The 20,992-nt window shown below is 55.5% G+C and carries 22 protein-coding genes and 1 pseudogene; 20 read left to right on the top strand and 3 right to left on the bottom strand.

Features of this window, described 5'->3' with window-relative positions; all coding sequences use genetic code 11:
• Positions 1 to 16 precede the first annotated feature (16 nt).
• Positions 17 to 1,276 carry a signal peptidase I gene (lepB, locus tag SCARR_RS10290; protein ID WP_136061497.1) on the top strand — a complete coding sequence of 420 codons (1,260 nt, stop codon included), beginning with the start codon at positions 17 to 19 and terminating at the stop codon, positions 1,274 to 1,276.
• A 109-nt stretch (positions 1,277 to 1,385) separates the two neighbouring features.
• Positions 1,386 to 1,649: a 30S ribosomal protein S20 gene (gene rpsT, locus SCARR_RS10285; protein ID WP_136061496.1), complete on the top strand. Its 264-nt coding sequence runs from the start codon at positions 1,386 to 1,388 to the stop codon at positions 1,647 to 1,649.
• A 159-nt stretch (positions 1,650 to 1,808) separates the two neighbouring features.
• Here the strand turns inward: rpsT and lptE are convergent, their stop codons facing one another.
• Complete coding sequence (gene lptE / locus SCARR_RS10280; RefSeq protein ID WP_136061495.1) at positions 1,809 to 2,318, bottom strand: LPS assembly lipoprotein LptE; 510 nt, start codon at positions 2,316 to 2,318, stop codon at positions 1,809 to 1,811.
• A 121-nt stretch (positions 2,319 to 2,439) separates the two neighbouring features.
• Between lptE and SCARR_RS10275 the strand changes: the two genes are divergently transcribed.
• The 3 genes from SCARR_RS10275 to SCARR_RS10265 are packed head-to-tail and all read left to right on the top strand — an operon-like array spanning position 2,440 to position 5,122.
• Positions 2,440 to 4,017 (top strand): NAD(P)-dependent oxidoreductase, encoded by a 1,578-nt coding sequence (locus SCARR_RS10275; RefSeq protein ID WP_168433216.1) that lies wholly within the window; start codon positions 2,440 to 2,442, stop codon positions 4,015 to 4,017.
• Between the two features lie 32 nt (positions 4,018 to 4,049).
• Positions 4,050 to 4,607: a chromate transporter gene (locus SCARR_RS10270; protein ID WP_136061493.1), complete on the top strand. Its 558-nt coding sequence runs from the start codon at positions 4,050 to 4,052 to the stop codon at positions 4,605 to 4,607.
• A complete protein-coding gene (locus tag SCARR_RS10265) occupies positions 4,604 to 5,122 on the top strand; it encodes a chromate transporter (RefSeq protein ID WP_136061492.1) in 519 nt (172 codons plus the stop codon). The genes SCARR_RS10270 and SCARR_RS10265 overlap by 4 nt, the downstream gene beginning before the upstream one ends.
• On the opposite strand, the gene SCARR_RS10260 is transcribed toward SCARR_RS10265, so the two are convergent.
• Both SCARR_RS10260 and SCARR_RS10255 read right to left on the bottom strand, forming a co-directional pair.
• Positions 5,097 to 5,582, bottom strand: coding sequence for a GGDEF domain-containing protein (locus SCARR_RS10260; protein WP_136061491.1), 486 nt, complete (start codon positions 5,580 to 5,582; stop codon positions 5,097 to 5,099). The genes SCARR_RS10265 and SCARR_RS10260 overlap by 26 nt on opposite strands.
• Entirely contained in the window at positions 5,583 to 6,233 is a 651-nt protein-coding gene (locus SCARR_RS10255) for an ElyC/SanA/YdcF family protein (protein WP_168433215.1), read from the bottom strand.
• A 135-nt stretch (positions 6,234 to 6,368) separates the two neighbouring features.
• On the opposite strand from SCARR_RS10255, the gene rplM reads away from it, so the two are divergent.
• From rplM to SCARR_RS10180, 15 genes and pseudogenes are all read left to right on the top strand, one after another.
• Positions 6,369 to 6,803: a 50S ribosomal protein L13 gene (gene rplM, locus SCARR_RS10250; RefSeq protein WP_136061489.1), complete on the top strand. Its 435-nt coding sequence runs from the start codon at positions 6,369 to 6,371 to the stop codon at positions 6,801 to 6,803.
• 15 nt (positions 6,804 to 6,818) lie between these two features.
• Positions 6,819 to 7,217, top strand: coding sequence for a 30S ribosomal protein S9 (gene rpsI, locus SCARR_RS10245; RefSeq protein ID WP_136061488.1), 399 nt, complete (start codon positions 6,819 to 6,821; stop codon positions 7,215 to 7,217).
• 212 nt (positions 7,218 to 7,429) lie between these two features.
• Positions 7,430 to 8,611 carry a bifunctional glutamate N-acetyltransferase/amino-acid acetyltransferase ArgJ gene (gene argJ / locus SCARR_RS10240; RefSeq protein WP_136061487.1) on the top strand — a complete coding sequence of 394 codons (1,182 nt, stop codon included), beginning with the start codon at positions 7,430 to 7,432 and terminating at the stop codon, positions 8,609 to 8,611.
• 14 nt (positions 8,612 to 8,625) lie between these two features.
• Positions 8,626 to 8,888 (top strand): annotated as a pseudogene (locus SCARR_RS29260) (DUF4160 domain-containing protein).
• Positions 8,889 to 8,896: 8 nt separating this feature from the next.
• Entirely contained in the window at positions 8,897 to 9,193 is a 297-nt protein-coding gene (locus SCARR_RS10230; protein ID WP_136061486.1) for a DUF2442 domain-containing protein, read from the top strand.
• Positions 9,194 to 9,234: 41 nt separating this feature from the next.
• A complete protein-coding gene (gene argB, locus SCARR_RS10225) occupies positions 9,235 to 10,107 on the top strand; it encodes an acetylglutamate kinase (RefSeq protein WP_136061485.1) in 873 nt (290 codons plus the stop codon).
• Positions 10,108 to 10,137: 30 nt separating this feature from the next.
• Positions 10,138 to 11,379: an aspartate aminotransferase family protein gene (locus tag SCARR_RS10220; RefSeq protein ID WP_136061484.1), complete on the top strand. Its 1,242-nt coding sequence runs from the start codon at positions 10,138 to 10,140 to the stop codon at positions 11,377 to 11,379.
• Positions 11,380 to 11,844: 465 nt separating this feature from the next.
• Positions 11,845 to 12,207, top strand: a complete 363-nt coding sequence (locus SCARR_RS10215) for a DUF3127 domain-containing protein (protein ID WP_136061483.1) — start codon at positions 11,845 to 11,847, stop codon at positions 12,205 to 12,207.
• A gap of 20 nt (positions 12,208 to 12,227) precedes the next feature.
• A complete protein-coding gene (locus SCARR_RS28590; RefSeq protein ID WP_222846256.1) occupies positions 12,228 to 14,255 on the top strand; it encodes a plasmid pRiA4b ORF-3 family protein in 2,028 nt (675 codons plus the stop codon).
• 26 nt (positions 14,256 to 14,281) lie between these two features.
• Positions 14,282 to 15,490 (top strand): argininosuccinate synthase, encoded by a 1,209-nt coding sequence (locus tag SCARR_RS10205; protein ID WP_136061482.1) that lies wholly within the window; start codon positions 14,282 to 14,284, stop codon positions 15,488 to 15,490.
• 115 nt (positions 15,491 to 15,605) lie between these two features.
• On the top strand, positions 15,606 to 16,421 hold the full coding sequence (locus tag SCARR_RS10200; protein WP_136061481.1) for an NYN domain-containing protein: 816 nt from the start codon (positions 15,606 to 15,608) through the stop codon (positions 16,419 to 16,421).
• Between the two features lie 13 nt (positions 16,422 to 16,434).
• Positions 16,435 to 16,965: a hypothetical protein gene (locus SCARR_RS10195; RefSeq protein WP_136061480.1), complete on the top strand. Its 531-nt coding sequence runs from the start codon at positions 16,435 to 16,437 to the stop codon at positions 16,963 to 16,965.
• 49 nt (positions 16,966 to 17,014) lie between these two features.
• Positions 17,015 to 17,371 carry a c-type cytochrome domain-containing protein gene (locus tag SCARR_RS10190; RefSeq protein ID WP_136061479.1) on the top strand — a complete coding sequence of 119 codons (357 nt, stop codon included), beginning with the start codon at positions 17,015 to 17,017 and terminating at the stop codon, positions 17,369 to 17,371.
• A gap of 307 nt (positions 17,372 to 17,678) precedes the next feature.
• Positions 17,679 to 19,334, top strand: a complete 1,656-nt coding sequence (locus SCARR_RS10185; RefSeq protein WP_222846255.1) for an IS1634 family transposase — start codon at positions 17,679 to 17,681, stop codon at positions 19,332 to 19,334.
• 355 nt (positions 19,335 to 19,689) lie between these two features.
• Positions 19,690 to 20,955: a diaminopimelate decarboxylase gene (locus SCARR_RS10180; RefSeq protein ID WP_136061477.1), complete on the top strand. Its 1,266-nt coding sequence runs from the start codon at positions 19,690 to 19,692 to the stop codon at positions 20,953 to 20,955.
• The last annotated feature ends 37 nt before the right edge of the window (positions 20,956 to 20,992 follow it).

Raw genomic sequence — 20,992 nt, 5'->3', positions numbered from 1 at the left:
ATTCCGAAGGGAAACAATGATTGATTTGCTGAAAAAGCGGAAGCTGCGCAAGCAGCTGAAGGAATATCTGCACGCGGCGCAGCATGCGCGGCACATGCGCGAAGACATTGCCGCCCCGGCGGACATCGAGGCGCTCCAGGCGGCCGAGGAGGTGGTGCGGGATATCCGCAACGGCGGGCAGGGCGATGTCGAGAAGGCGGTTGAAGTGCTGGCTGCGGCGTCCGACAAGGTTTATCCCACGCAAAACACATCGGGCATGCGCGAAAACATCGAAGTCATCATCGTCGCCCTCGGCGCCGCCATGGCGATCCGGGCCTTCTTTTTCCAGCCCTTCAAAATTCCAACCGGCTCGATGCAGCCCACCTTGAACGGCATCAATGCCTTTGCGCAGACGGGGCCGACCTGGAATGAGCGCCAGCCCTTCAAGCTGGTCAACTGGCTGGTCGCTGGAGAATCGTATAAAGTGGTGAAGGCAAAGGCTTCGGGCTATCTGACGAGCGGGGTTGGCACACGCGACAACAGTGTGGTCTACATCAATAACGTGCCGCACAAGATTCCCGTCTATTTGCGCGGTTTGGGGCAGATCGATTACGGGCACGAATATGCCAAGGGCGACATTCTGATTCCCGGGCCGAAGGGCACGGAAATCTGCACCCAGGCGGCGGGAACCATTCAAGGCATTAAAATCGATGCCAATGGCGACTATATTGTTATGATTGGCGCGACGCCCCACAGTGTTCCCGCCTACATGCTGCAGCCCAACAATAAGAAATTCTACAACAAGGGCGACCCCATTCTGGCGGGCAGGGTGGTGGCCGGCGACCATATCCTGGTCAATAAAATTAAATACAACTTCATGCGCCCAGAGCGTGGCGACATTTCGGTGTTCGACACGAGGCACATCGATTATGACGGGGTTCGCAGCGACACGTTCTACATCAAACGCATGGTCGGCCTCTCCGGCGAGAAGATCCAGATCCAGAACCATCGGATTGTGGCGGACGGGGAAGTTGTTTCCGACCCGCCCATGTTTGAAACGATCGCCACCGACCCGATCTACAGCGGCGGGCATGCAACCACGCCGGGGTCTCGATTGCAGGATGCGGATGATTTTATCCAGCTGGCGGAGGATGAGTATTTGATGATGGGCGACAACACCAGACCGAATATGAGCTTGGACGGCCGCTTCTTCGCCGGCGTCCCCCGCGATGATTTTCAAGGGCCTGCGTTTTTTGTTTATTGGCCTTTTAGGGATCATTGGGGAATCATTCGCTAGTTAAATAAAAATGCTCGATTTGCGGGTTGACTTCGATGCGCCCTGCGCTACTATCCCAACCTTCTTTTCCAGAAAATAGAACAAATTTGAATAAACGGAGTGATTTGATATGCCGAATCTTATAAGCGCCAAAAAGAGAATGCGCCAGAATGTAGTTCGCCACGACCGCAATCAGCAGGTGCGTACCCGCATCAAGACTGCTCGTCGCGAAATGTTTGAAGCATTGGAAGCCAAAAACACCGAAGCAGGCGAAACCGCACTGCGCAGCTATAGTTCGGTGCTCGATAAAGCGGCCAAGGCTGGGGTCATCAAGAAAAACACCGCAATCCGTCGCAAGACAAACGCAGCGAACGGCCTGCGTAAGATTGCCTAGTTGACGCAACCAAGCGTTCGACTAAAAACCCGCCATTGAGCGGGTTTTTTTGTGCCTGGATAGTTTCTAGGTGGTTGGGTTTTAAGGTGCCGTTGTTCCGAGAGGGGGGGCTTAAAAAACCTAAAGCTTAACGCCTGAGTCTTCGAGCCTTTGGCTCGCTTACCATTGCTCGATCAGATCATCAACCATGTATTCGGCCAGCTCGTAGGCCGCCCGAGGGGTGGCCTGCCGCTTGGCGTTGGTGAGGTCGGAGTCAAAGGTGAAGTTCGCGTTTCCGTAGGTTTTTGACTCCGACAGGATTTCATCGGTGGTGGTGCTCTTGAGGGATGCCACTGCGTCGATGCGCATGCGGAACTCTCTGGCGGTAGTCTTCTGTTTGCGTTGAAAGGCGATGGCTTTCAGTTTGAACTTCACGAGTTCAACTTCGATGACGGCATCGGCTTGGCTGGCATCGTTTACCAGTTTCAGCCGTCCGTCGTTCTGGATGCGCTCGCGCAGCGCTTGGGTGACGGGCAGTTCGATGGCCGTTTCGCCGGTTTTGTTCACGACCGGGGCAAGGTAGACTGTTTCAATCCCGTCCGGACGGGAGCCCCCCAGTTGATAGCCCATGCATCCGGTCAGAAACAGGGTGGCGACCAAGCTAGTTAGTAAATGGATTCGTCTCTTCATAGCGTCGTTAAATGGAAGTGGTAGACACTCTCAGCAAAAAATGGATTTGTCAAAGCTTGATTCTGCAGGGAAGCCTGCTCTAGGGTGGTTCTCGCTTTTTAACCCCAACCGAGAGGAAACAATGAAAAAGGTACTGATCCCGACCAAGCTGAATGCGGTTGCCCGCGAGACCCTCAACGCTCATGGAGGCTACGAAGTTGTTCAGGACGATTCTCAGGAACTCAGTACCCTTGCCTCTCAGCATCCCGACACGTATGCGCTGTTTGTGCGCTCCGAAAAGGTGACGCCGGAAATCATCGATGCCATGCCTATGCTCAAGGTCGTCATTCGCGCCGGGGCCGGCTACAATACGATTGATACGAAATACGCCCGCTCTAAGGGCATCGATGTTATGAACACGCCGGGCGCCAATGCCAATGCCGTGGCCGAAGAAGTAATTGCCCTGATGTTGGCCGATGCCCGCCATATCGTCCTCGCCGACGCCTCCACCCGCGTTGGAAAATGGGAAAAGAAAAACTTCATGGGTAAGGAAATCACCGGCAAAACCGTCGGTATTGTCGGCTTTGGTGCCATTGGCCAGTTGGTCGCCAAGCGCCTGTTCGGTTTCGATGCCAAGGTGCTGGCCTACGATCCCTTTCTCTCCGACGAGCGCGCCCGCGACCTTGGTGCTGTGCCTGCTGAACTCGGCGAGATTTTCGAGCAGTGCGACTATATTTCGCTCCACATGCCGGAAAACGATGATACCCGCGGGGTTATCAACAAGTCGCTCTTTGCCCGCATGAAGAATGGCGCCACACTCATCAATTGCGCCCGCGCCGGCATTATCAATGAAGACGATCTGCGCGAGCTGAAGGCCGACAAGGGTCTGCGTTTTCTGAACGATGTCTATGCCAAAGATGCCGAGGGCGACAAATCCGTTTCCGACATTGCCGACATCATGCTGCCGCATCTTGGAGCCAGCACCAATGAAGCCAACTTTAATGCGGCGCAACGCTCCGCCACCCAGCTCATTGGCTACGACGACAAGGGCATTGCCTCCTATGTCGTGAACCGCGATGTGCCGGAAGGTCTCGATCGCGCTTACTCCGAACTGGCCTTTGCTCTGGCGCACACCTGCCGCGGCATTGCCGGCGGCAACAAGCAGATGAAGCTCATCGAAACCAGTTTCTACGGCGACCTCGCCAAGTTCAGCGGCTGGTTGCTCGTGCAGATCGTGGCGGCGCTCTCCGATGACTTCGACCGCACGCAGGGCTACGATGCCGCGCTCGAATACCTCAAGGAGATGGGCGTGGAATATTTCAACCGCGAGACCGATACCTCCAAGGGCTACGGCGATTCCATCACCGTGGACGTCACCACCTCCGTCGATGCGGCCACCTTCAAACGCATCAGCGTCCGCGGCACCGTGGCCGAAGGCAACATGATGATTTCGCGCATCAACGATTTCGACAAGCTCTACTTCGAGCCGGTCGGAACTGCCGTGCTCTTCATCTATCAGGACCGTCCGGGAGTTGTTGGCCGGATCGGCAACGCGCTTGCTGAGGCCGGCATCAATATCAACGACATGCGCAACCCGCACGACCCGTCCGGCAAAAACTCACTGGCCCTCCTGCGGATCAGCGGGAAGGTTGACTGTGAAGTGGTTGAAAAAATTGCGGAACAAATCGAAGCGCTCCACGCCTCCTGCGTGAGCTACTAGGCATCGGCTTAGATCAAAAGAGAAAGGCTCCAATGGCTGAAAAATCGGAACGTCCGAAGCTGTTGGAGCTTTTTTGCGTCTTTGCGCGGGTGAGCGCCGTTACCATCGGCGGTGGCTATGTCATGTTTCCGTTGCTTAAAAGCGAAGCGGTCGACTCCAAGGGGTGGATCACCGACGAGGAGATGGTCGATTACTATGCCCTCGGCCAGTCGGTTCCCGGGATTATTGCCATGAACACCGCGGCCCTGATCGGCTACCGCAAGCGCGGGATTCCCGGCGCAGCCGCCTCGGCCTGCGGCATGGCCGCGCCTTCGCTGGCGGTTATTCTGCTGGTTGCCGCGTTTTTGACGCCGTATTTCGAGCATCCTTGGGTGCAGAAGGCCTTTGCCGGCATCCGCGCTGCGGTGGTGGCAATGATTGTGACGGCCGTTTGGCAGGTGGGCAGAAAGTCGGTAGACTCGATTACGAAGGGCGCGATTGCCGTCGGCGCCTTTTTGGCGATTGTCGGGATGCACTGCTCTCCGGTGCTGATGATTGTTGCCGGCGGTCTGCTTGGATTCCTTCTTTTCAGGAAGGAGGCCGGGGCGTGAGCATCCTGTTTCAGATGTTCTCCGCCTTTTTCACCATCGGGCTCTTCGCGTTTGGCGGCGGCTATGCGGTGCTTTCTTTTCTTCAGCAGGAGGTCGAGCGGCGCGGGTGGATGACCACCGAGCGCTTTGTCGATTTTATCGCCATTTCCCAAAGCACGCCGGGGCCGATTGCGATCAACATGGCGACGTTTGTCGGCTATGAGGTGGCCGGCGTTCCGGGGGCGCTGGCGGCCACGCTGGCGGTAGCCCTGCCGGGAATCATATTAATCATGATTTTCGCCCTTTTCGTATTCCACTTCTACGAACGCCCGGCCGTGCAGGCGGTATTCTTGGGGTTGCGCCCGGCCGTAGTGGGTTTGGTGGCGGCCGCCGCGTGGCAGATCGGAAAGGTGGCCGTGGTCAATTGGGTGGCTGGCGGTGTCTCGATCGTTTGCATTCTGCTCATTGCCAAATGGAAGGTCAGTCCCGTGATTCTCGTAATCGGTTCAGCTATCGCCGGGATTCTTTTTTTCTGAAAATCAAATGGGCGTCGGCTTCAGCTACGAGATTTTCGCAGGGGAGGGCGGCGATGCCGGCGGTGATTGTAGGGAACATTTGTTTCGCGGCAACCCGCTCCGCAAAGTGTTCCGCGCTGGCCTTGTTGGTTTCGGGAAGGATGACGGCGAATTCATCGCCGCCGTAGCGGCAGACGATGTCCGCGGCGCGGGCGGTGGAGGTCAGCAGTTCAGCAAAATGTTTCAGTGCGCTGTCGCCGGCTTCATGCCCGTTCTGGTCGTTGATTTGTTTGAACTGGTCGATGTCGAACAGCGCGAGGCTGAGTTCGCGGTCGTAGCGGTTGGCGGCGGCAACGTGATCGGCAAGCGTTTCTTCAAAATAGCGACGGTTGCGGAGGCCGGTCAGCCAGTCGCGGGTGGCCTGTTCGTTCAACGAAAGAAAGGCGAGCCAGAGGGGCAGGTTGGTTTCGGCGTCGCTCATTTATGGAAGAAAGAGGACTTTGGCGTAGGCGTAGGCGATGCATTCGCCGATGACTTTGCGGACGCCCTGGCTGTAGGCATACCATCGGTCGGGCTCATAGCCGGCGTCGTCGAGGCAGGTGACGCCGATGTGGTAGTCCTTGCCGAGCGCCTGCTGGAAGAGCAGGCGGCTGCGCCGGCCGTGGGGGCCGGTGGTGATGAGGTGGAGGTTGGTCTCTTCAATGTTGTAGGCCATGATGGCCTCCCGAAGCGCGACGGCAGCGAGATAGGTGCGGTCTTTCTGCGCTTCGTCCGCCACGGCGACGATGATTTGGTCGTTGGGGATGCCGAGCTTGCGTAGGCGGGCGGCGGTCATTTCGGGGTAGGATTTGAATTGTTGGATGTAGCTGCCGGTTTCAATTTGCACGCCGGTGCAGGCGATCCGGGTGTAGTTTCCGGTGCGGTACATCGCAACGGCTTCATCGAGTGCAAAGTCGTGGATCCACCCCTCCACAACCATAAGCCCTTTGTTGGGGTTGGCATTGGGTGCCAGAAAACCGTATATATTGGTTAGAAAACCGAAGGCAAGGCCTGCAAGCAGGATCGCAATCAGCAGCCAGCAGAGTCCTGTTGGCCTTCGGGCCGGCTCAATCTTTATTAGGGCGAATTTCATAGGGTTCATTTGTAGCACGGGGGCGGGGTTGTAAAAACAAGAAACTTCTTGCTCGGAGGGGTTGACACACATGCCCGCCTACTATAACTTCCCCGACCTTGTGTTTATACCGAACAGAGCTAGAGGACGTTTTAAATGAAAACTTTTATGCCCAAAGAGGCTGATGTCGTACGTGAGTGGTACGTCGTTGACGCCACAGATAAGCCGGCCGGACGTTTGGCCGTTGTTATTGCAGACGCATTGCGCGGACGCGACAAGCCAACCTACACGCCGCACGTCGATACCGGCGCATTCGTTGTTGTGCTCAACTGCGATAAAATTAAGCTGACCGGAAACAAAGAAGAAAATAAAATCTATCAGGATTATACGGGTTATTCCAGTGGCCGGAGGGAAACCAAGGCCAAGGATATCCGCGAAAAGAACCCTGAGCGCATCATCACGCAGGCCGTTAAGGGCATGTTGCCGGTCAACCGCCAGTCGCGTCAGACCCTGACCCGCCTTAAGGTTTATACCGGTGCCGAGCATCCGCATGCGGCGCAGCAAGTGAAAGAGCTGAAACTCAACTTCTAAGCAGGAATAATCATCATGGCAAAAGATACTTTGACACTAGAAGCAACCGGCCGCCGCAAAACCTCCGTTGCCCGCGTACGCATGACCGAAGGTTCCGGGACGATCACCGTCAACGGCCTAGAGTCTGATAAATATTTCAACACCGCCTTGCAGCAGGAAGTGCTTAAGAAGCCGTTTCAGGCTCTTGGAATCGAAGGAAAGCACGACATTATCGCTACCGTAAAAGGTGGCGGAAAGTCAGGGCAATGCGGAGCGGTGGTACACGCTGTTTCCCGTGCATTGGCGGCTTCCGATGAAGAGATGAGGGAGCTTCTCAAAAAAGCTGGATTCCTTACTCGTGACGCTCGCATGAAAGAACGAAAAAAACCGGGTCAGCCGGGTGCGCGTAAACGCTTCCAGTTCTCCAAACGTTAATCTTTGGAAACTGCAAGTGGCAAAAGCCTCCCGAAGCCGGGGGGCTTTTTTGCGTTGGGAGGTTAAGGTTCGCAGTTCCGCCTTCAGGCGGTTTAGGTTGAGCGGCAATGCGGGCGAGCCGCCTGAAGGCGGGTCTACAAACAATTATCTTCCTTCCAATTGCTTAGCAATCTCTTTAAGCTTAATCTTCATTCTCAATACAGGACTTTTAAATGTACTCAAACATCCATATGCCGAAAGGCTTTAAGTGCGCGGGGGTTTCCGCGGGCATCAAGCTGGGCGGCGCAAAAGATATGGCGTTGATCCTCTCCGATTTCCCCGCAACGGCCGCCGGCGTTTTTACGCAGAATCAGGTTTGTGCGGCGCCGGTCAAGGTTTGCCGGGCGCATTTGGAGCATGGTGTCGCTCGGGCGATTGTCATGAACAGCGGCATTGCTAACGCATGTACCGGTTCCGAGGGCATGGTGGCAGTGCGCGATATGGCCGCCGAGACCGCTAAGATCATCGGTTGCGAACCTCAGGAAATCTTTGTTTGCTCTACGGGGCGGATCGGCCCCCAGCTGCCCTTGGACAAGATTGTTCCGGGCATTGGGACGCTCTTCGAGTCAGCGTTGATCGAGCATGTGCAGGAGACTGCGGAAGCGATGATGACCACGGACACGCGACCGAAGGTTTCTGTTGCCCAGCTGCAGATTGAAGGCCGGGCAGTGAAGATCGTGGGTTTTGCCAAGGGCGCCGGAATGATCGAGCCGAACATGGCCACGATGCTTTCCTACATCACCACCGATGCCGCGGTGGAGCGCCACGCGTTTCAAAACGCGCTCAAGAAAGCAGTCGATGCCAGCTTCAACCGGATCTCCATCGACGGGGACCAGAGCACCAACGACACCGTGCTGGCGCTGGCCAACGGCGCCTCGGGCGTTAAGACGCTCGATGAATCGTCGGATGACTGGGACGCTTTTTCCCGTGCGCTGGAAAAGGTTTGCTTCGAACTGGCCATGATGATCGTCCACGACGGCGAGGGTGCGGACAAGTTCGTGACGGTCAACGTTGCCGGCGCCGTTTCGGACGCCGATGCCGACCAGGCCGCGCGGTCGGTGGCCAATTCCATGCTGAACAAGACCGCCTGGGCTGGGACGACGCCCAACTGGGGCCGGATCATGGATGCCGTTGGCTATTCTTTGGCGCGGGTCGAGGAGGAGAAGGTGGGTGTCTTCTACGACGACGCCCAAGTGGTGGCCGGCGGCGTGCGGACGGATATTGCGGTGGAGGAGCTGATTAAGGTGGTTTCCCAAACTGATTTTGCTATAAACATCGACCTGCATCTCGGGGACGGCGCGGCCACGGTTTACACCTGCAACTGCACCGAGGAATATGTGCGGATCAATTATTAGCTGTTTTGGGGTGGATGGATGCCGGTTGTTTCCATTTTTTTAGTATTTTCGTGCGGATGTATTATGATGACCATAATCCACCGCGCATACATGTTGAATATCAGAAAAATAAGCCGTGGTTGACTTTCAAGGCAATGTCCTGAAAGGGGGATTAGGTTCGCGAACGGCATTAAAGCTTGTTCGTGAATGGATCGATCTACACACCGTGGAGTTAGCGGACGATTGGGCGGTTGCGCGGAACGGTTGCGAGATTAGGAGAATTGATCCGTTGGATTGAGGTGATTTATGTGGGACATGAATGATGTCTGTAAAATCGAATGCCGGGGCGCCTACTCCTATTGGATTCAGTTTGACGACGGGCATTGCGGGGAGGTGGATTTTTCTTCCTATCTCGGGAAGGGGCCGGTTTTCGAGCCATTGAAGGAACTGGGTTTTTTCAAGCAGGCAATTATTGATGGCGGAACAATCGCATGGCCGAACGGAGCGGATATTGCTCCAGAAACACTTTATGAAGAGTTGGAGGAGCCGGTTTCCCGTGTGGCAGAAGAGCCTCCGGAATACAACGCAGGAAGCGGCAAGTAGGGATTGGGCAATACGTAATACGAAATACGCAGGGGAAATTAATGGACAAATTTATTGAAAAGGCCTCGGTGCTGATTGAGGCGTTGCCGTTTATTCAGCAGTTCCGCGGCGAGACCGTGGTGGTCAAGCTTGGCGGCAGCATCATGGAGCATAAGGACGGCTACAGCCGCATCATGCAGGACATTGCTTTCATGGAATGCGTCGGTCTCCGCCCGGTTGTGGTGCATGGCGGCGGGAAGGCCATTTCGCGTGCGATGAAGGAAAACAGTATTGCGACAAACTTTGTCCATGGCCTGCGCGTGACGGATGAGAAAACCATTCATGTGGTCGAGCGGGTGCTCAATCGCGAGGTCAATCCGCATTTGGTGGGAATCATCCAGCAATACCACGGCAAGGCGCGCGGCATTTATGGCGAGGATATTATTCGCGTCGAAAAAATGACGGGCAAGGATCCAGAAACCAATGAAGAGCTGGACTGGGGCTATGTTGGTAAAGTGGAGGAAGTCGATGTGGAGCCCGTTCGCGCCTACCTGAGGTCGGATATTGTTCCGGTCATCACGCCGCTGGGCAAGGGGCCCGACGGCCATCTTTATAATATTAATGCCGACGATGCCGCCACAGCCATTGCCTGCGCGCTGAATGCCCGCAAGATTGTTTTCCTAACGGACGTGCCGGGCTTGCTGCGCGATGCGGAAGACAAGTCCACCCTGATTTCCTCGCTGCATTTAAGCGAGATTGACGAGTTGATCAATCGGGGCGTGATTTCCGGCGGGATGCTTCCGAAAATCCGGGGCATGGCGGGGGCGGTGAAGACGGGCATTAAGAAGGCGCATATCATCGACGCCTCAATGCCGCATTCACTCCTGCTGGAGCTGTTTACGAGCGAGGGTGTGGGAACCGAAATAACCAAATAGAAACTTGAAATCTGAAATGGGAAAATTGAAATGAAGACAGGGGAAATAGCGGCGCTGCAAAAAGAGTACCTCATGCCGACCTATGCACCGGGCATTGCCTTGGTGGAAGGTTCCGGCGCATCCGTGTGGGATGCCGAGGGGAATGAATACCTTGATTTTGTGTCGGGCATTGCCGTCACAAACATTGGCCATTGCCATCCGAAAATGATTCATGCCATTCAGGATCAGGTCGAAACGCTGGTGCACGTTTCCAACCTGTACTACAACGAAAAGCAGCCGTTGCTCGCTAAGGCTTTGGCGGAACGCTCCAGCCTGCCGGGGGCAAAATGCTTTTTCTGCAACTCCGGCGCGGAAGCCAACGAAGGGTTGATCAAGCTGGCCCGCCTTTGGGGCAGCGAGCATGGGAAATATGAAGTCATCACCATGAGGCAGTCGTTCCACGGCCGCACGCTGGCTACGCTGACCGCGACCGGGCAAGAAAAGGTGCAGATCGGCTTCGGTCCGCTGCCGGAAGGTTTTGTCTACGCCAATTTTAACGACCTGCAGTCGGTAGAGGATTCCATTTCTTCCAAAACGGCCGCTGTGCTGGTTGAGGCATTGCAGGGCGAGGGCGGCGTTATTCCGGCCAATCCTGAATTCCTTTCAGGCCTTCGGAAGCTTTGCGATGAAAAGGGCATTCTTCTTTTGTGCGACGAGGTGCAGTGCGGCATGGGCCGAACCGGAAAATGGTTCGGCTTCCAAAGCTATGATCTGCAACCCGATGCCTTCTCGCTGGCCAAGGGGCTCGGCAACGGCTTTCCGATCGGGGCGATCGTGGCTGGATCAACGCTGGCGGACATTTTCCAGCCCGGTCATCATGCCACCACTTTCGGCGGCACGCCGCTGGCCTGCTCGGCCGCGCTCGCGGTCATCGATGTGATCGACTCCGAAGAGCTTTTGGCCAATACCATGATGATGGGCGCCTATTTTGTAGAAGGGCTTTGCGATATTGCCCAGAAACACAAGAAGTGGATCGCCGAAGTGCGCGGGCTGGGCTTGCTGCTTGGCCTCGTGCTTGATGTCCCGTCGGCGGCGCTGCAGAAAAAATTGCAGGAAAAAGGCATGCTTGCGCTAGCGACTGCGGGTAATACCCTCCGTTTATTGCCCCCGCTGAATGTTTCGCAGGAAGAAATCGAGCAGGCGTTGCAGTTGATTGGTGAAGCGTGCGAAGAGCTGCATGAAGAAATGGCGGCCCTGTCGCCCAACCCCTGCCAATGCGGCATGGGGGAATAATCTCAATCCGATTATGCCCAAGCTTTATGAATATTTTGGATTGGTTGTTTTGTTTTATTCAAACGAGCATCAGCGGATTAAGTCCGAACGCATTGATCGGAGGTTGAAATGAGCATGCAGGATGGCGTTGAGCTGAATGTTGTTTCTGCAGAATGGAATTCTGATTATCAGCTAGAAATCGGAATTAGTGACGGTCTGGTTCGAAAAGTTGATTTCGGGCCTTTTTGAAAGGATTCGTTGCAACCTGGAATTAGGAAGCACCTAGATTTGGATGCATTCAAAGGATTTGTAATTAACTTTGGAAATCTGATCTGGAATGACTATAATCTTTGCTTTTCGATCGAGGACTTATATTCGGGCGAAATCATGGCTCAAGGCCAGTCGCGTAAGATGGTAGCAGAAAACAGTGTTGAATGCCGCGTTGGCGGGACCGGTAAATAATTTGTGAACTAAAGGAGATGAAAAATGGCGTATGATTTAACAGGAAAAGTAAAACTCGTGCAGGATGCGAAAACAATTAGCGACAAGTTTACTGTGCGTGAGTTTGTGGTAACGGTCGAGGATGGGAACTATCCGCAAGACATTGTGCTGCAATTTGTGAACGACAAGGTGAGTCTGCTGGACAATGTTCAAGCAGGGCAAGAGGTGACCGTATCGTTCGATATCCGCGGGCGGGAATACAATGGACGCTACTTCAACAACCTGAACGCGTGGAAGCTCCAGACCGGCGCCGCGGCGCCAGCTCCGGCTGCAGGCGATAAGCCTCCGGTGTCCGACAAAGACGTCCCGGCCGACTTCGACGAATACGAAGACGACATTCCGTTTTAACCTTCGTTTTGGAGCAGCACATGAAGCAGGATGAACTGCTGGAGCTTGTCGATGACTATGGTCGGCTCGCGGAGTCCGAATTTTCGTTGGCGGATTTGGTCGGCCATGTCCAGTGCAAGGGCGTCAAGGCCAGTGAAGATGAGATATTCGATATCGCCATGACGTCGGACTACCTGCTTGAGGCGGATTCCCTGAACGAAATCTTTGTTCCACGGCGCACCTTTTTTCAAGGTGCGCAGTTTAGGATCACGCCGTTGAAGGCGGAGATCGAGGGTGGCTATGTGGTTCCGGGGCACCGCTTTTTTCCGTTTGTTTCGCGCGAGGTTTTTCCGGCAGATGCGCGTTTGGTTTTGCCGGACGGCGCCGCGCTCCAGACCCGCACGGTTTCTTTGCCGCAGGCGCAGGCCATGCCGTTCCTCCATTTCTGCGGTTTTGCGGGTGCAATGGAATACTTGCTGCTCGATCACGAAGGCAACATGGAGAAGCTCATGCCGCCGTTCGACGCTGATGTGGAGCTGACGGTTTTTGATCTGCGCGGCTATTTCGCCGCCAGTGGCTTCCGCCCCGGCGACTCGCTGATGCTGACGGTGGTTGATTGGCTGCAGGGTGTTTTTTCGATCGTGCGCGCAGAAAACGAAGGCGCGCGCGTCGATGCGGTCGCCGCCAAGAAGTGGATTGCTTCGATGGCAGGGGCGATGGGCGATGCGTTGGACGAGCTGGGAACGGACGGCGACTGCTATGAGCAACTCGCTTTGGCGTTGTGCAACGCCCAGGGCGACCCGAAATGCATTCCGCTCATGAAGGCGCCGCCGCTTGCCCTTGCAACCTATTTCAATTTGCAGAAAGACCTGACCGTGAAAATGGTGGGCGACCGCGCCCTCTTCTGGGACGTAGATGAAGATCCGCAGGAGGAGGCCGTTTTCGACGCGCTGGAGAATCCCTCCGAACCGGAATCCGAACTCGACGCTTATTTCCAGCAACTGGGCCTTTCCATTTCCGAAGCAGAGGTCGAGGCTTATATGCGCGACGCCCTTTGCCACGAAGGGAAAAGTCCTGAAGATGTATTGGCGCGCGTAGCCGAGGGAAGGACGCTTTTCTTTGCATCCGCCGAAGACCAGGAGGAATTCCACGATCTGTGGTGCGTCCTCTGGGATGAGGTGCAGCAGGACTATTCGCGGGAGGCCGATCCATTCGGCGAAATCCGCACCAGCTTCCTTGCCCTCAATGACAAGGCATTTGCCGTGATGCGCCAGCTCGACGCCCGCGGTCTGGGCATGGAAATCATGGACAATCCGGCGTTTATGGAGTTCAGCCAGCTGACCGCCATGATCAGTTCTGCCTTGGCCATGTTCAACATTCCAGAAACCGCCCATGAAGCGTTGCCAAACCCCTTGGAGGGAATGACGGGGCAGTTCGACCTGGCGATCGATGAGCTGGCAAACCGCCTTTTGCAGGATGCCCCAAAGCAGGGCGCCGCTCCGGCGGGCGACGGGATCTACCAGCTCAAGGTTTCGCTCAAAGGTGCGAAACCGCCGATCTGGCGGCGCATTCTTGTTCCTTCCGCCACGGAGCTGAATGACTTGCACTATATTATCCAAGCAACCATGGGATGGAAAAACTGCCATCTCTACCAGTTCAAACAGGGGGGCACCTTTTACCTGCCCGATCCTGAAGACGACTTTATGGGGTTCGGTGGTTTCGATACGGAGGACTCTGCCGGCGTGCGCATCGGTGTTCTGTTGCGGAAGGAAAAGCAGAAAATCGTATATGAATATGATTTCGGCGATTCATGGGTGCATGAAATCTTGCTCGAGAAAATTACGGAGCCTGAAGACGGACTGGCCTATCCCATATGCATCAAGGGCATGCGCGCCTGTCCGCCGGAAGACTGCGGCGGATTGTGGGGCTACTACAATCTGCTCGAAATCCTCGACCATCCGAAATGCGAAGAATACGAACAAATGTTGGAATGGGTCGGTGGGAAAATCGACCCTGAGGCCTTTGATCTCGCAGCGGCCAACGCCCGCATGCGTCAACGCTTTGACTAGTCTTATTAAATAGAAAGGAACGAATTATGAAAGTTGTACTCGCATATTCCGGCGGGCTCGACACTACGGTGTTGCTGACCTGGCTGCAGGAAAAATACGACGCCGAGGTCATCTGCTACTGTGCCAATGTGGGCCAGGAAGAAGAGCTCGACGGCCTTGAAGAAAAAGCGCTCAAGCACGGCGCGGTGAAGTGCTACGTCGACAACGTCGAAGAAGAGTTTGCCAAGGACTACATCTATCCGATGATGCAGGCCAACGCGATCTATGAAGGCACTTACCTGCTGGGCACCTCCATCGCCCGTCCGTTGATCGCCAAGCGCATGATCGACATCGCCAAGGCCGAAGGCGCGGAAGCCATCTGCCACGGCGCCACCGGCAAAGGAAACGATCAGGTTCGTTTTGAGCTGACCGCCTATGCATTGATGCCCGATGTGAAAGTGATCGCCCCATGGCGCATGCCCGAAGACTTCCCGTTCGAGGGTCGCCCCGATATGATTAAATATCTCGAAGACCGGAATATTCCGTGCTCCGTTTCCGCATCCAAGCCCTACAGCATGGACCGCAACATGTTGCACATCAGCTTCGAAGGAGGCATTCTGGAAGATCCCTGGAACGAGCCCGACGAAAACATGTGGTGCATGACCAAGCCGTTGAGTCAGGCCGCCGATGAGCCCGAAACTATCGAAGTCAGCTTTGAGAAAGGCATCCCCATTTCTGTTAACGGCGAAAAGCTCAGCCCGGCCGCGTTGCTGAAAAAGTTGAATGCTTTGGGTTGCGAGCATGCTGTTGGCCGTATCGACATCGTCGAAAATCGGTTCACCGGAATGAAAGACCGCGGTGTGTACGAAACGCCCGGCGGCACCATCTTGCACCATGCGCACCGTGCGCTAGAATCCATTACGATGGACCGCGAAGTGATGCACCTGCGTGATTCGCTCATTCCGAAGTATGCCGAGCTGGTTTACAATGGCTATTGGTTTGCGCCGGAACGCGAAATGCTGCAGTCCGCCATTGCCCAGAGCCAGGAAACGGCCACCGGCGACGTGCGCTTGAAGCTCTTCAAGGGCGCTGTGCATGTTTGTGGCCGCCGTTCGCCGTATTCGCTCTACAGTCCGGAGCTCGTCAGTTTTGACGAAGCGGGCGGCTACGACCAGTCTGATGCGACCGGATTCATCAAACTCAACGCCTTGCGCCTGCGCGTAGGCGCCACGATGAAGGCGAAGAACCAAGCTTAGTCCTCGGAAAGAGCAGGTTTATGAAAAGGATTCTTCTCGTTGAGAAGAATCCTTTTTTGTTGTGCCCGCCCGCGACAGGAGTAGGCTTTTACTACAACCTCAAGGAGGCAATGAAATGAACGATAAAAATGAAACCCGCATCATGGCGGTCTACTGCGATTTTGAAAATGTGGCGCTGGGCGCCAAAGATGCCGACAATGCCAAATTTGACATGGGCAAGGTGCTCGAGCGTCTGTTGCTGAAGGGCAATATTGTTGTGAAGAAAGCCTATTGCGACTGGGCGCGCTATAAGGAATACAAGGGATCCATGCACGAGTCGTCCTTTGAGCTGATCGAAATCCCGCATGTGCGCATGTCCGGCAAAAACTCGGCGGACATCCGCATGGTCGTTGATGCGCTCGACTTGTGCTACACGAAGGAGCACGTCGACACGTTTGTGCTCATCACCGGCGATTCCGACTTTTCTCCGCTGGTGAGCAAGCTGCGCGAAAACAACAAGGCCGTCATCGGCATCGGTGTGAAGAGTTCAACTTCGGATCTGCTCATCGCCAATTGCGATGAATTCATTTATTACGACGACCTGATCAAGTCCGCCCGGCCACGGAAAAAGACGGCTCCGAAAACCTCCAAGAAAAAAGTATCGGCCAAGAGTGAGGCCTCGCCCGCCCCTGGCGATAAAAGGCAGGAGGCCTGCGAGCTGGTGATCGAAACCTATGAGGCTTTGCTTCAAGAGCGCGGGGAGGAAGAGCGTATCTGGGGCTCCATGATCAAGCAGACCCTCAAGCGCCGGAAGCCTGGCTTTACCGAATCCTCTTATGGATTCCGCTCCTTCGGGGAGCTGCTTCAAGATGCTGAGCGTCGTGGGCTGGTTGAACTGGAGCGCGATGAAAAGTCGGGCGGGTTCATCGTAACGCCTCACCGATCCGCATAGCGGGAGGCGCATTTTGAAGGCGGTTTATTTCGCTGTTTCCCTGCTGGCCATACTGGCGTGCGCGTTGCTCACGCGGTTGCAGCCGGTGGGCGGCGAGGTTTGGCCCGTTGTGCTGGAGTTTGCCGGAAGCTTTCACCCGCTGGTGCTGCACCTGCCAATCGGTCTCTGGGTCGGCGTGCTTTCTGTCTTGGCCTTCCGGTCGAAATTCCAATCAGCGGATGCGGCCCGTTTGCTGTTCTGGGGGACGGTCTTGGTTTTTGTTTCTAGCTTGGTTTCCTTTGGAGCCGGGCTGATGCTGTATTTGGCGGGAGGCTATGTGGAGTCGGCCGTGCGGCCGCACATGTATGCCGCACTGCTGTTCATTGCAGGAACGGCTGGGTTCGGTCTTTTGGTGAAGCAGGGGATGGGGCCGTCAATCCTTTGGAGCTGGGCCGTGTTTGTTTCGGTCTTTCTTGGGATGGCCGGCCATCTCGGCGGCGTCATGACGCACGGGAATCCTATGGACAAGGCGCCGTGGGTTGTTTTAAAGCCATCCTTCTGTTGAAGCGGTGGAGGCCGTTGCAGAACCTGCGCTGGAGTCCACGGGCGGTCCATTGATTTTTGATGCCGTGATTCGTCCGTTGCTGGAAGAAAAGTGCATCTTCTGCCATGGCGTCCGCCGGAGCAGGGGCGGGCTGAATATGACCTCGCTCGAAACGATTCAGGCCGGTGGTTCGGAAGGCCCGGCCATCGTGAATGGAAGTGCAGCGGATTCGCTGCTCGTGCAGCGGATCGATCTGCCGGAGTCCAGTGATAAGCATATGCCTCCCGCCGGCGAGCCGCAGCTGAGCCCGGAAGAGTTGGCATTTCTGCGGTGGTGGATCGGCTACGGCCTTGACGCGGCCATGGATGACCTTCCTCCAGAGCACGCCCGGCTGGCAGAATCGTTCTTGGGGAAGAACGCTGAATAAGAGAGGTGGCTAAGGTGCGCGAAGCGCCATGGAGTGCGGAGACGCCGTCTCCGCTTTAAACCGAACTTCTGAGGAAATACGGCTCCTTCTGCGATGCAATCCTCTCGCACTCAATGAGTTAAACAAAAAGAATGTCCAAGTTTTTCAAAATCTGTACCCATGTAAACATAAACTTAGTGCTTGCATGTTTCGCTATGTCGCATATTGTGCGGCCATGTATATAGAACGAGTGCCCAATCGAAACTCTCCGCCCGCCGTCCTCTTGCGGGAGTCGTGGCGGGAAAATGGAAAAGTCCGAAAAAAAACAGTGGCTAATCTGAGCGGATTGCCCGATGAACTCGTCGAGGCGCTTCGGGCGGCCCTCAAGGGCGAATCGATCCCGGCATCGGAAGGGATTGCATCTCTTGAAAAAGCCATATCCATTCATGACGCCCGCCAGCACGGCCATGTTGCAGCCATCCATTCTGTGCTGAAAAAGTCGGGGCTGCTGGGCATGATCGACTCAAAACGTTCCCGTGAAAGGGATGTGGTTGCGGCGATGATTATTGATCGCATTATCAGCGGGGATTCCAAGCTCGCAACGGTTCGCCATTGCGACCCCCAGACCGCTTCAACCTCTCTGGGCGAGCTACTCTCCCTTGAGGATTTGCATGAAAACGAGTGCTATGCGGCAATGGATTGGCTGCTGGAACGACAGGATAAAATCCAAAAGAAACTTGCGAAAAAGCATCTTGCCGACGGCGCCCCCGTACTGTTCGATCTTTCATCCTCCTATTTCGAGGGGCAATGCTGCGAGCTGGCCCAATTCGGGTATTCCCGCGATCATCGGGGGGATCGCAAGCAAGTGAACTACGGAATCTACTGCAACACCGCTGGTACGCCCGTCGGCGTCGAAGTCCTGGCCGGGAACGAAAGCGACCGCATTGCCTTTCCCATAGCGGTGGAACGGGTGCGAAAGGATTTCAACCACAAGAATGTCATCTTCATTGGCGACCGCGGAATGATCAGCGGAAAAGCCATCGACGAATACCTTCGCGACGAAGAAGGCGCGGACTGGATCACGGCGCTCAATGCCGCCTCCATTGCAAAGCTTGAACGGTGCGGGAGCATCCAGCTCACGTTCTTCGACGAATGCGACCTCGCGAGCATAACCCACCCCGACTACCCGGACGAACGCCTCGTCGTCTGCCGCAACCCCGACCTCGCCAAACGCCGCTCAAAAAGGCGCGAAGCCCTTTTGCAAGCCACCGAAAAACTTCTCGCCGAAATCATCAAAAAGGTCGAACGCAAAAACAAACCCCTGCGCGGCAAGGATGCGATCGGGGTGGAGGTCGGCAAAATCATCAACAAGAAAAAGATGGCGAAACACTTCAACCTCACCATCGAGGACGACACCTTCGCCTTTGACCGCAACGAAGAAAAGATCCGTTCCGAATCCGCCACCGACGGCCTCTATGTCATCCGCAGCAGCGTCGACAAAACCCGTATGACCGACCAGGAACTCGTGGCCAACTATAAAAACCTCGAAATGGTCGAACGCGCCTTCCGCTCCCTCAAATCCATCGACCTAAACGTCCGCCCCATCTATCACCGCCTTGACAACCGAGTCCGCGCGCACATCTTCATCTGCATGCTCGCCTACCACATCGAGCACCAAATGCGCAGCCAGCTAGCGCCCCTGCTTTTCGCCGACGAACAAAAAGAAACCGCGGCCGAACGCGATAGCGTCGTCGACCCCGTCAAACGCTCCGACTCCGCCAAGAAAAAAGACCAAACCCGCCGCACCCCGGACGGGCAGCATCCCATATCGAGCTTTCGCGACATTCTCAACACCCTATCCGCCATCACCCGCTCGCGGGTCAAAGTGGAAGGCCATAAAAAAGGAGACTTCAAAACCACCTCAACCCCGACTCCCTACCAGCAAAAAATACTAGAATGGCTTGGAGCAACGCGAGGAATGTAGCCAGCAGCAAGAAAAGCGTATTTGTGCAACCGACTCACAGTCGGATAGATACGCATATTCATGCCGAGAAGTTCGGTTTAAAAGCGCCGACCCGCCTTCGCCAAGGCTGCGGTGTGCAAGCTGGGTTGGCGCTCTCCAAAACGGGCTGTGCCCGCACATGAGTGAGTGTGCAAATAGCCGTCGCGAAAACGCATAACACCACATCCAAGTTCACGGCCGTCAATTTGGATGAGTAGTAGTTGGCGCGGAGAGGCGGGCTTTCCTTCAATCGGAATCCCTCTTTTTTTTGTCTTCCAAACGTTGGAAACACTGGGGTTTCGTGTATAGTCCGCCCCAATAATTTCAGGAGAAAACCATGGCAGAAAAGAAGATTCCTTTAACCAGGGAGCAGCTGGAGGCGCTGACCGAGCGTTTTCCGACGCCTTTCCATATCTATGACGAAACGGGCATTCGCGAAAACGCGCGTCGGCTGAAGGTCGCTTTTGCGTGGAATCCCGGCTTTAAGGAATATTTCGCGGTCAAGGCCGCCCCGAACCCGTATCTGATGAAAATCCTGAAGTCCGAAGGCTTTGGCTCCGACTGCTCTTCGTTCGGCGAACTGTTGCTGTCGGAAAAGGTCGGCGTGGTGGGCGAGGACATTATCTTCACCTCCAACGACACCCCGGCGTATGAATACGCCAAGGCGAAGGAGCTGGGCGCAATCATCAATCTCGACGACATCTCGCACATTCAATATCTGGAAGACCACGTCGGCCTGCCGGAGCTGGTCTGCTGCCGCTACAACCCCGGTCCGCTCAAGGCCGGCAACGCGATCATCGGCCATCCGGAAGAGGCGAAGTACGGCTTCACCCGCGAGCAGCTGTTCGAGGGCTACCGCATTCTGCGCGACAAGGGCATCAAGCGCTTCGGACTGCATACGATGGTGGCCTCAAACGAATTGGATGTGACTTATTTCCTCGAGACGGCTCAGATGCTGTTCGATTTGGTCGGGGAGTTGACGGCGGAGCTTGGTATTGAGTTTGAGTTTGTGAATCTCGGTGGTGGCATCGGCATTCCGTACAAGCCGGAAGACGAAGCGGTCGATCTGGCCGCGCTGGGCGAGGGTGTGCGCAAGCTGTATGAAGAGCTGATCATCGGCAGGGGCATAACGCCGCTCGATATCCGTTTGGAATGCGGCCGCATGATTACTGGACCCTATGGCTATTTGGTGGGCCGGGTGCTGCATAAAAAGCACACCTACAAACAATACGTCGGGCTCGATGCCTGCATGGCCAACCTGATGCGTCCGGGCATGTATGGCGCCTACCACCATATTACGGTGGCCGGCAAAGAAAATGAACCGAGCGACTTTGTTTGCGATGTCACCGGATCGCTTTGCGAAAACAACGACAAGTTTGCCATCGACCGCGCCATCCCGCAGGTGGATGTGGACGACTTGGTTGTGATCCACGACGCAGGGGCGCACGGCCATTCGATGGGCTTCAACTACAACGCGAAGCTGCGCTCCGCCGAGTTGCTGCTCCGCGAGGACGGCGACGTCATTCAGATCCGTCGCGCGGAAACGATTGAAGACCATTTTGCTACGCTCGACCTTGATGGATTGAAATCCTTCGGAGTATAAAAAGTGTAGACGGAACTTCTAGCTCCGTTAGATTATG

It is taken from the genome of Pontiella sulfatireligans (assembly GCF_900890705.1).
In the GTDB taxonomy this organism is placed as follows: domain Bacteria; phylum Verrucomicrobiota; class Kiritimatiellia; order Kiritimatiellales; family Pontiellaceae; genus Pontiella; species Pontiella sulfatireligans.
The sequence above is the reverse complement of the archived record's forward strand: the minus strand, read 5'-3'. Positions and strand labels throughout refer to the sequence as shown.

Coding starts and splice junctions, on each gene's coding strand:
- lepB (WP_136061497.1), top strand. CDS start 17: ATGATTGATTTGCTGAAAAAGCGGAAGCTGCGCAAGCAGCTGAAGGAA.
- SCARR_RS10200 (WP_136061481.1), top strand. CDS start 15,606: ATGAACGATAAAAATGAAACCCGCATCATGGCGGTCTACTGCGATTTT.
- SCARR_RS10275 (WP_168433216.1), top strand. CDS start 2,440: ATGAAAAAGGTACTGATCCCGACCAAGCTGAATGCGGTTGCCCGCGAG.
- rpsI (WP_136061488.1), top strand. CDS start 6,819: ATGGCAAAAGATACTTTGACACTAGAAGCAACCGGCCGCCGCAAAACC.
- SCARR_RS28590 (WP_222846256.1), top strand. CDS start 12,228: ATGAAGCAGGATGAACTGCTGGAGCTTGTCGATGACTATGGTCGGCTC.
- SCARR_RS10180 (WP_136061477.1), top strand. CDS start 19,690: ATGGCAGAAAAGAAGATTCCTTTAACCAGGGAGCAGCTGGAGGCGCTG.
- SCARR_RS10230 (WP_136061486.1), top strand. CDS start 8,897: ATGTGGGACATGAATGATGTCTGTAAAATCGAATGCCGGGGCGCCTAC.
- SCARR_RS10215 (WP_136061483.1), top strand. CDS start 11,845: ATGGCGTATGATTTAACAGGAAAAGTAAAACTCGTGCAGGATGCGAAA.
- SCARR_RS10270 (WP_136061493.1), top strand. CDS start 4,050: ATGGCTGAAAAATCGGAACGTCCGAAGCTGTTGGAGCTTTTTTGCGTC.
- SCARR_RS10205 (WP_136061482.1), top strand. CDS start 14,282: ATGAAAGTTGTACTCGCATATTCCGGCGGGCTCGACACTACGGTGTTG.
- SCARR_RS10220 (WP_136061484.1), top strand. CDS start 10,138: ATGAAGACAGGGGAAATAGCGGCGCTGCAAAAAGAGTACCTCATGCCG.
- argJ (WP_136061487.1), top strand. CDS start 7,430: ATGTACTCAAACATCCATATGCCGAAAGGCTTTAAGTGCGCGGGGGTT.
- SCARR_RS10260 (WP_136061491.1), bottom strand. CDS start 5,582: ATGAGCGACGCCGAAACCAACCTGCCCCTCTGGCTCGCCTTTCTTTCG.
- SCARR_RS10255 (WP_168433215.1), bottom strand. CDS start 6,233: ATGAAATTCGCCCTAATAAAGATTGAGCCGGCCCGAAGGCCAACAGGA.
- argB (WP_136061485.1), top strand. CDS start 9,235: ATGGACAAATTTATTGAAAAGGCCTCGGTGCTGATTGAGGCGTTGCCG.
- lptE (WP_136061495.1), bottom strand. CDS start 2,318: ATGAAGAGACGAATCCATTTACTAACTAGCTTGGTCGCCACCCTGTTT.
- rplM (WP_136061489.1), top strand. CDS start 6,369: ATGAAAACTTTTATGCCCAAAGAGGCTGATGTCGTACGTGAGTGGTAC.
- rpsT (WP_136061496.1), top strand. CDS start 1,386: ATGCCGAATCTTATAAGCGCCAAAAAGAGAATGCGCCAGAATGTAGTT.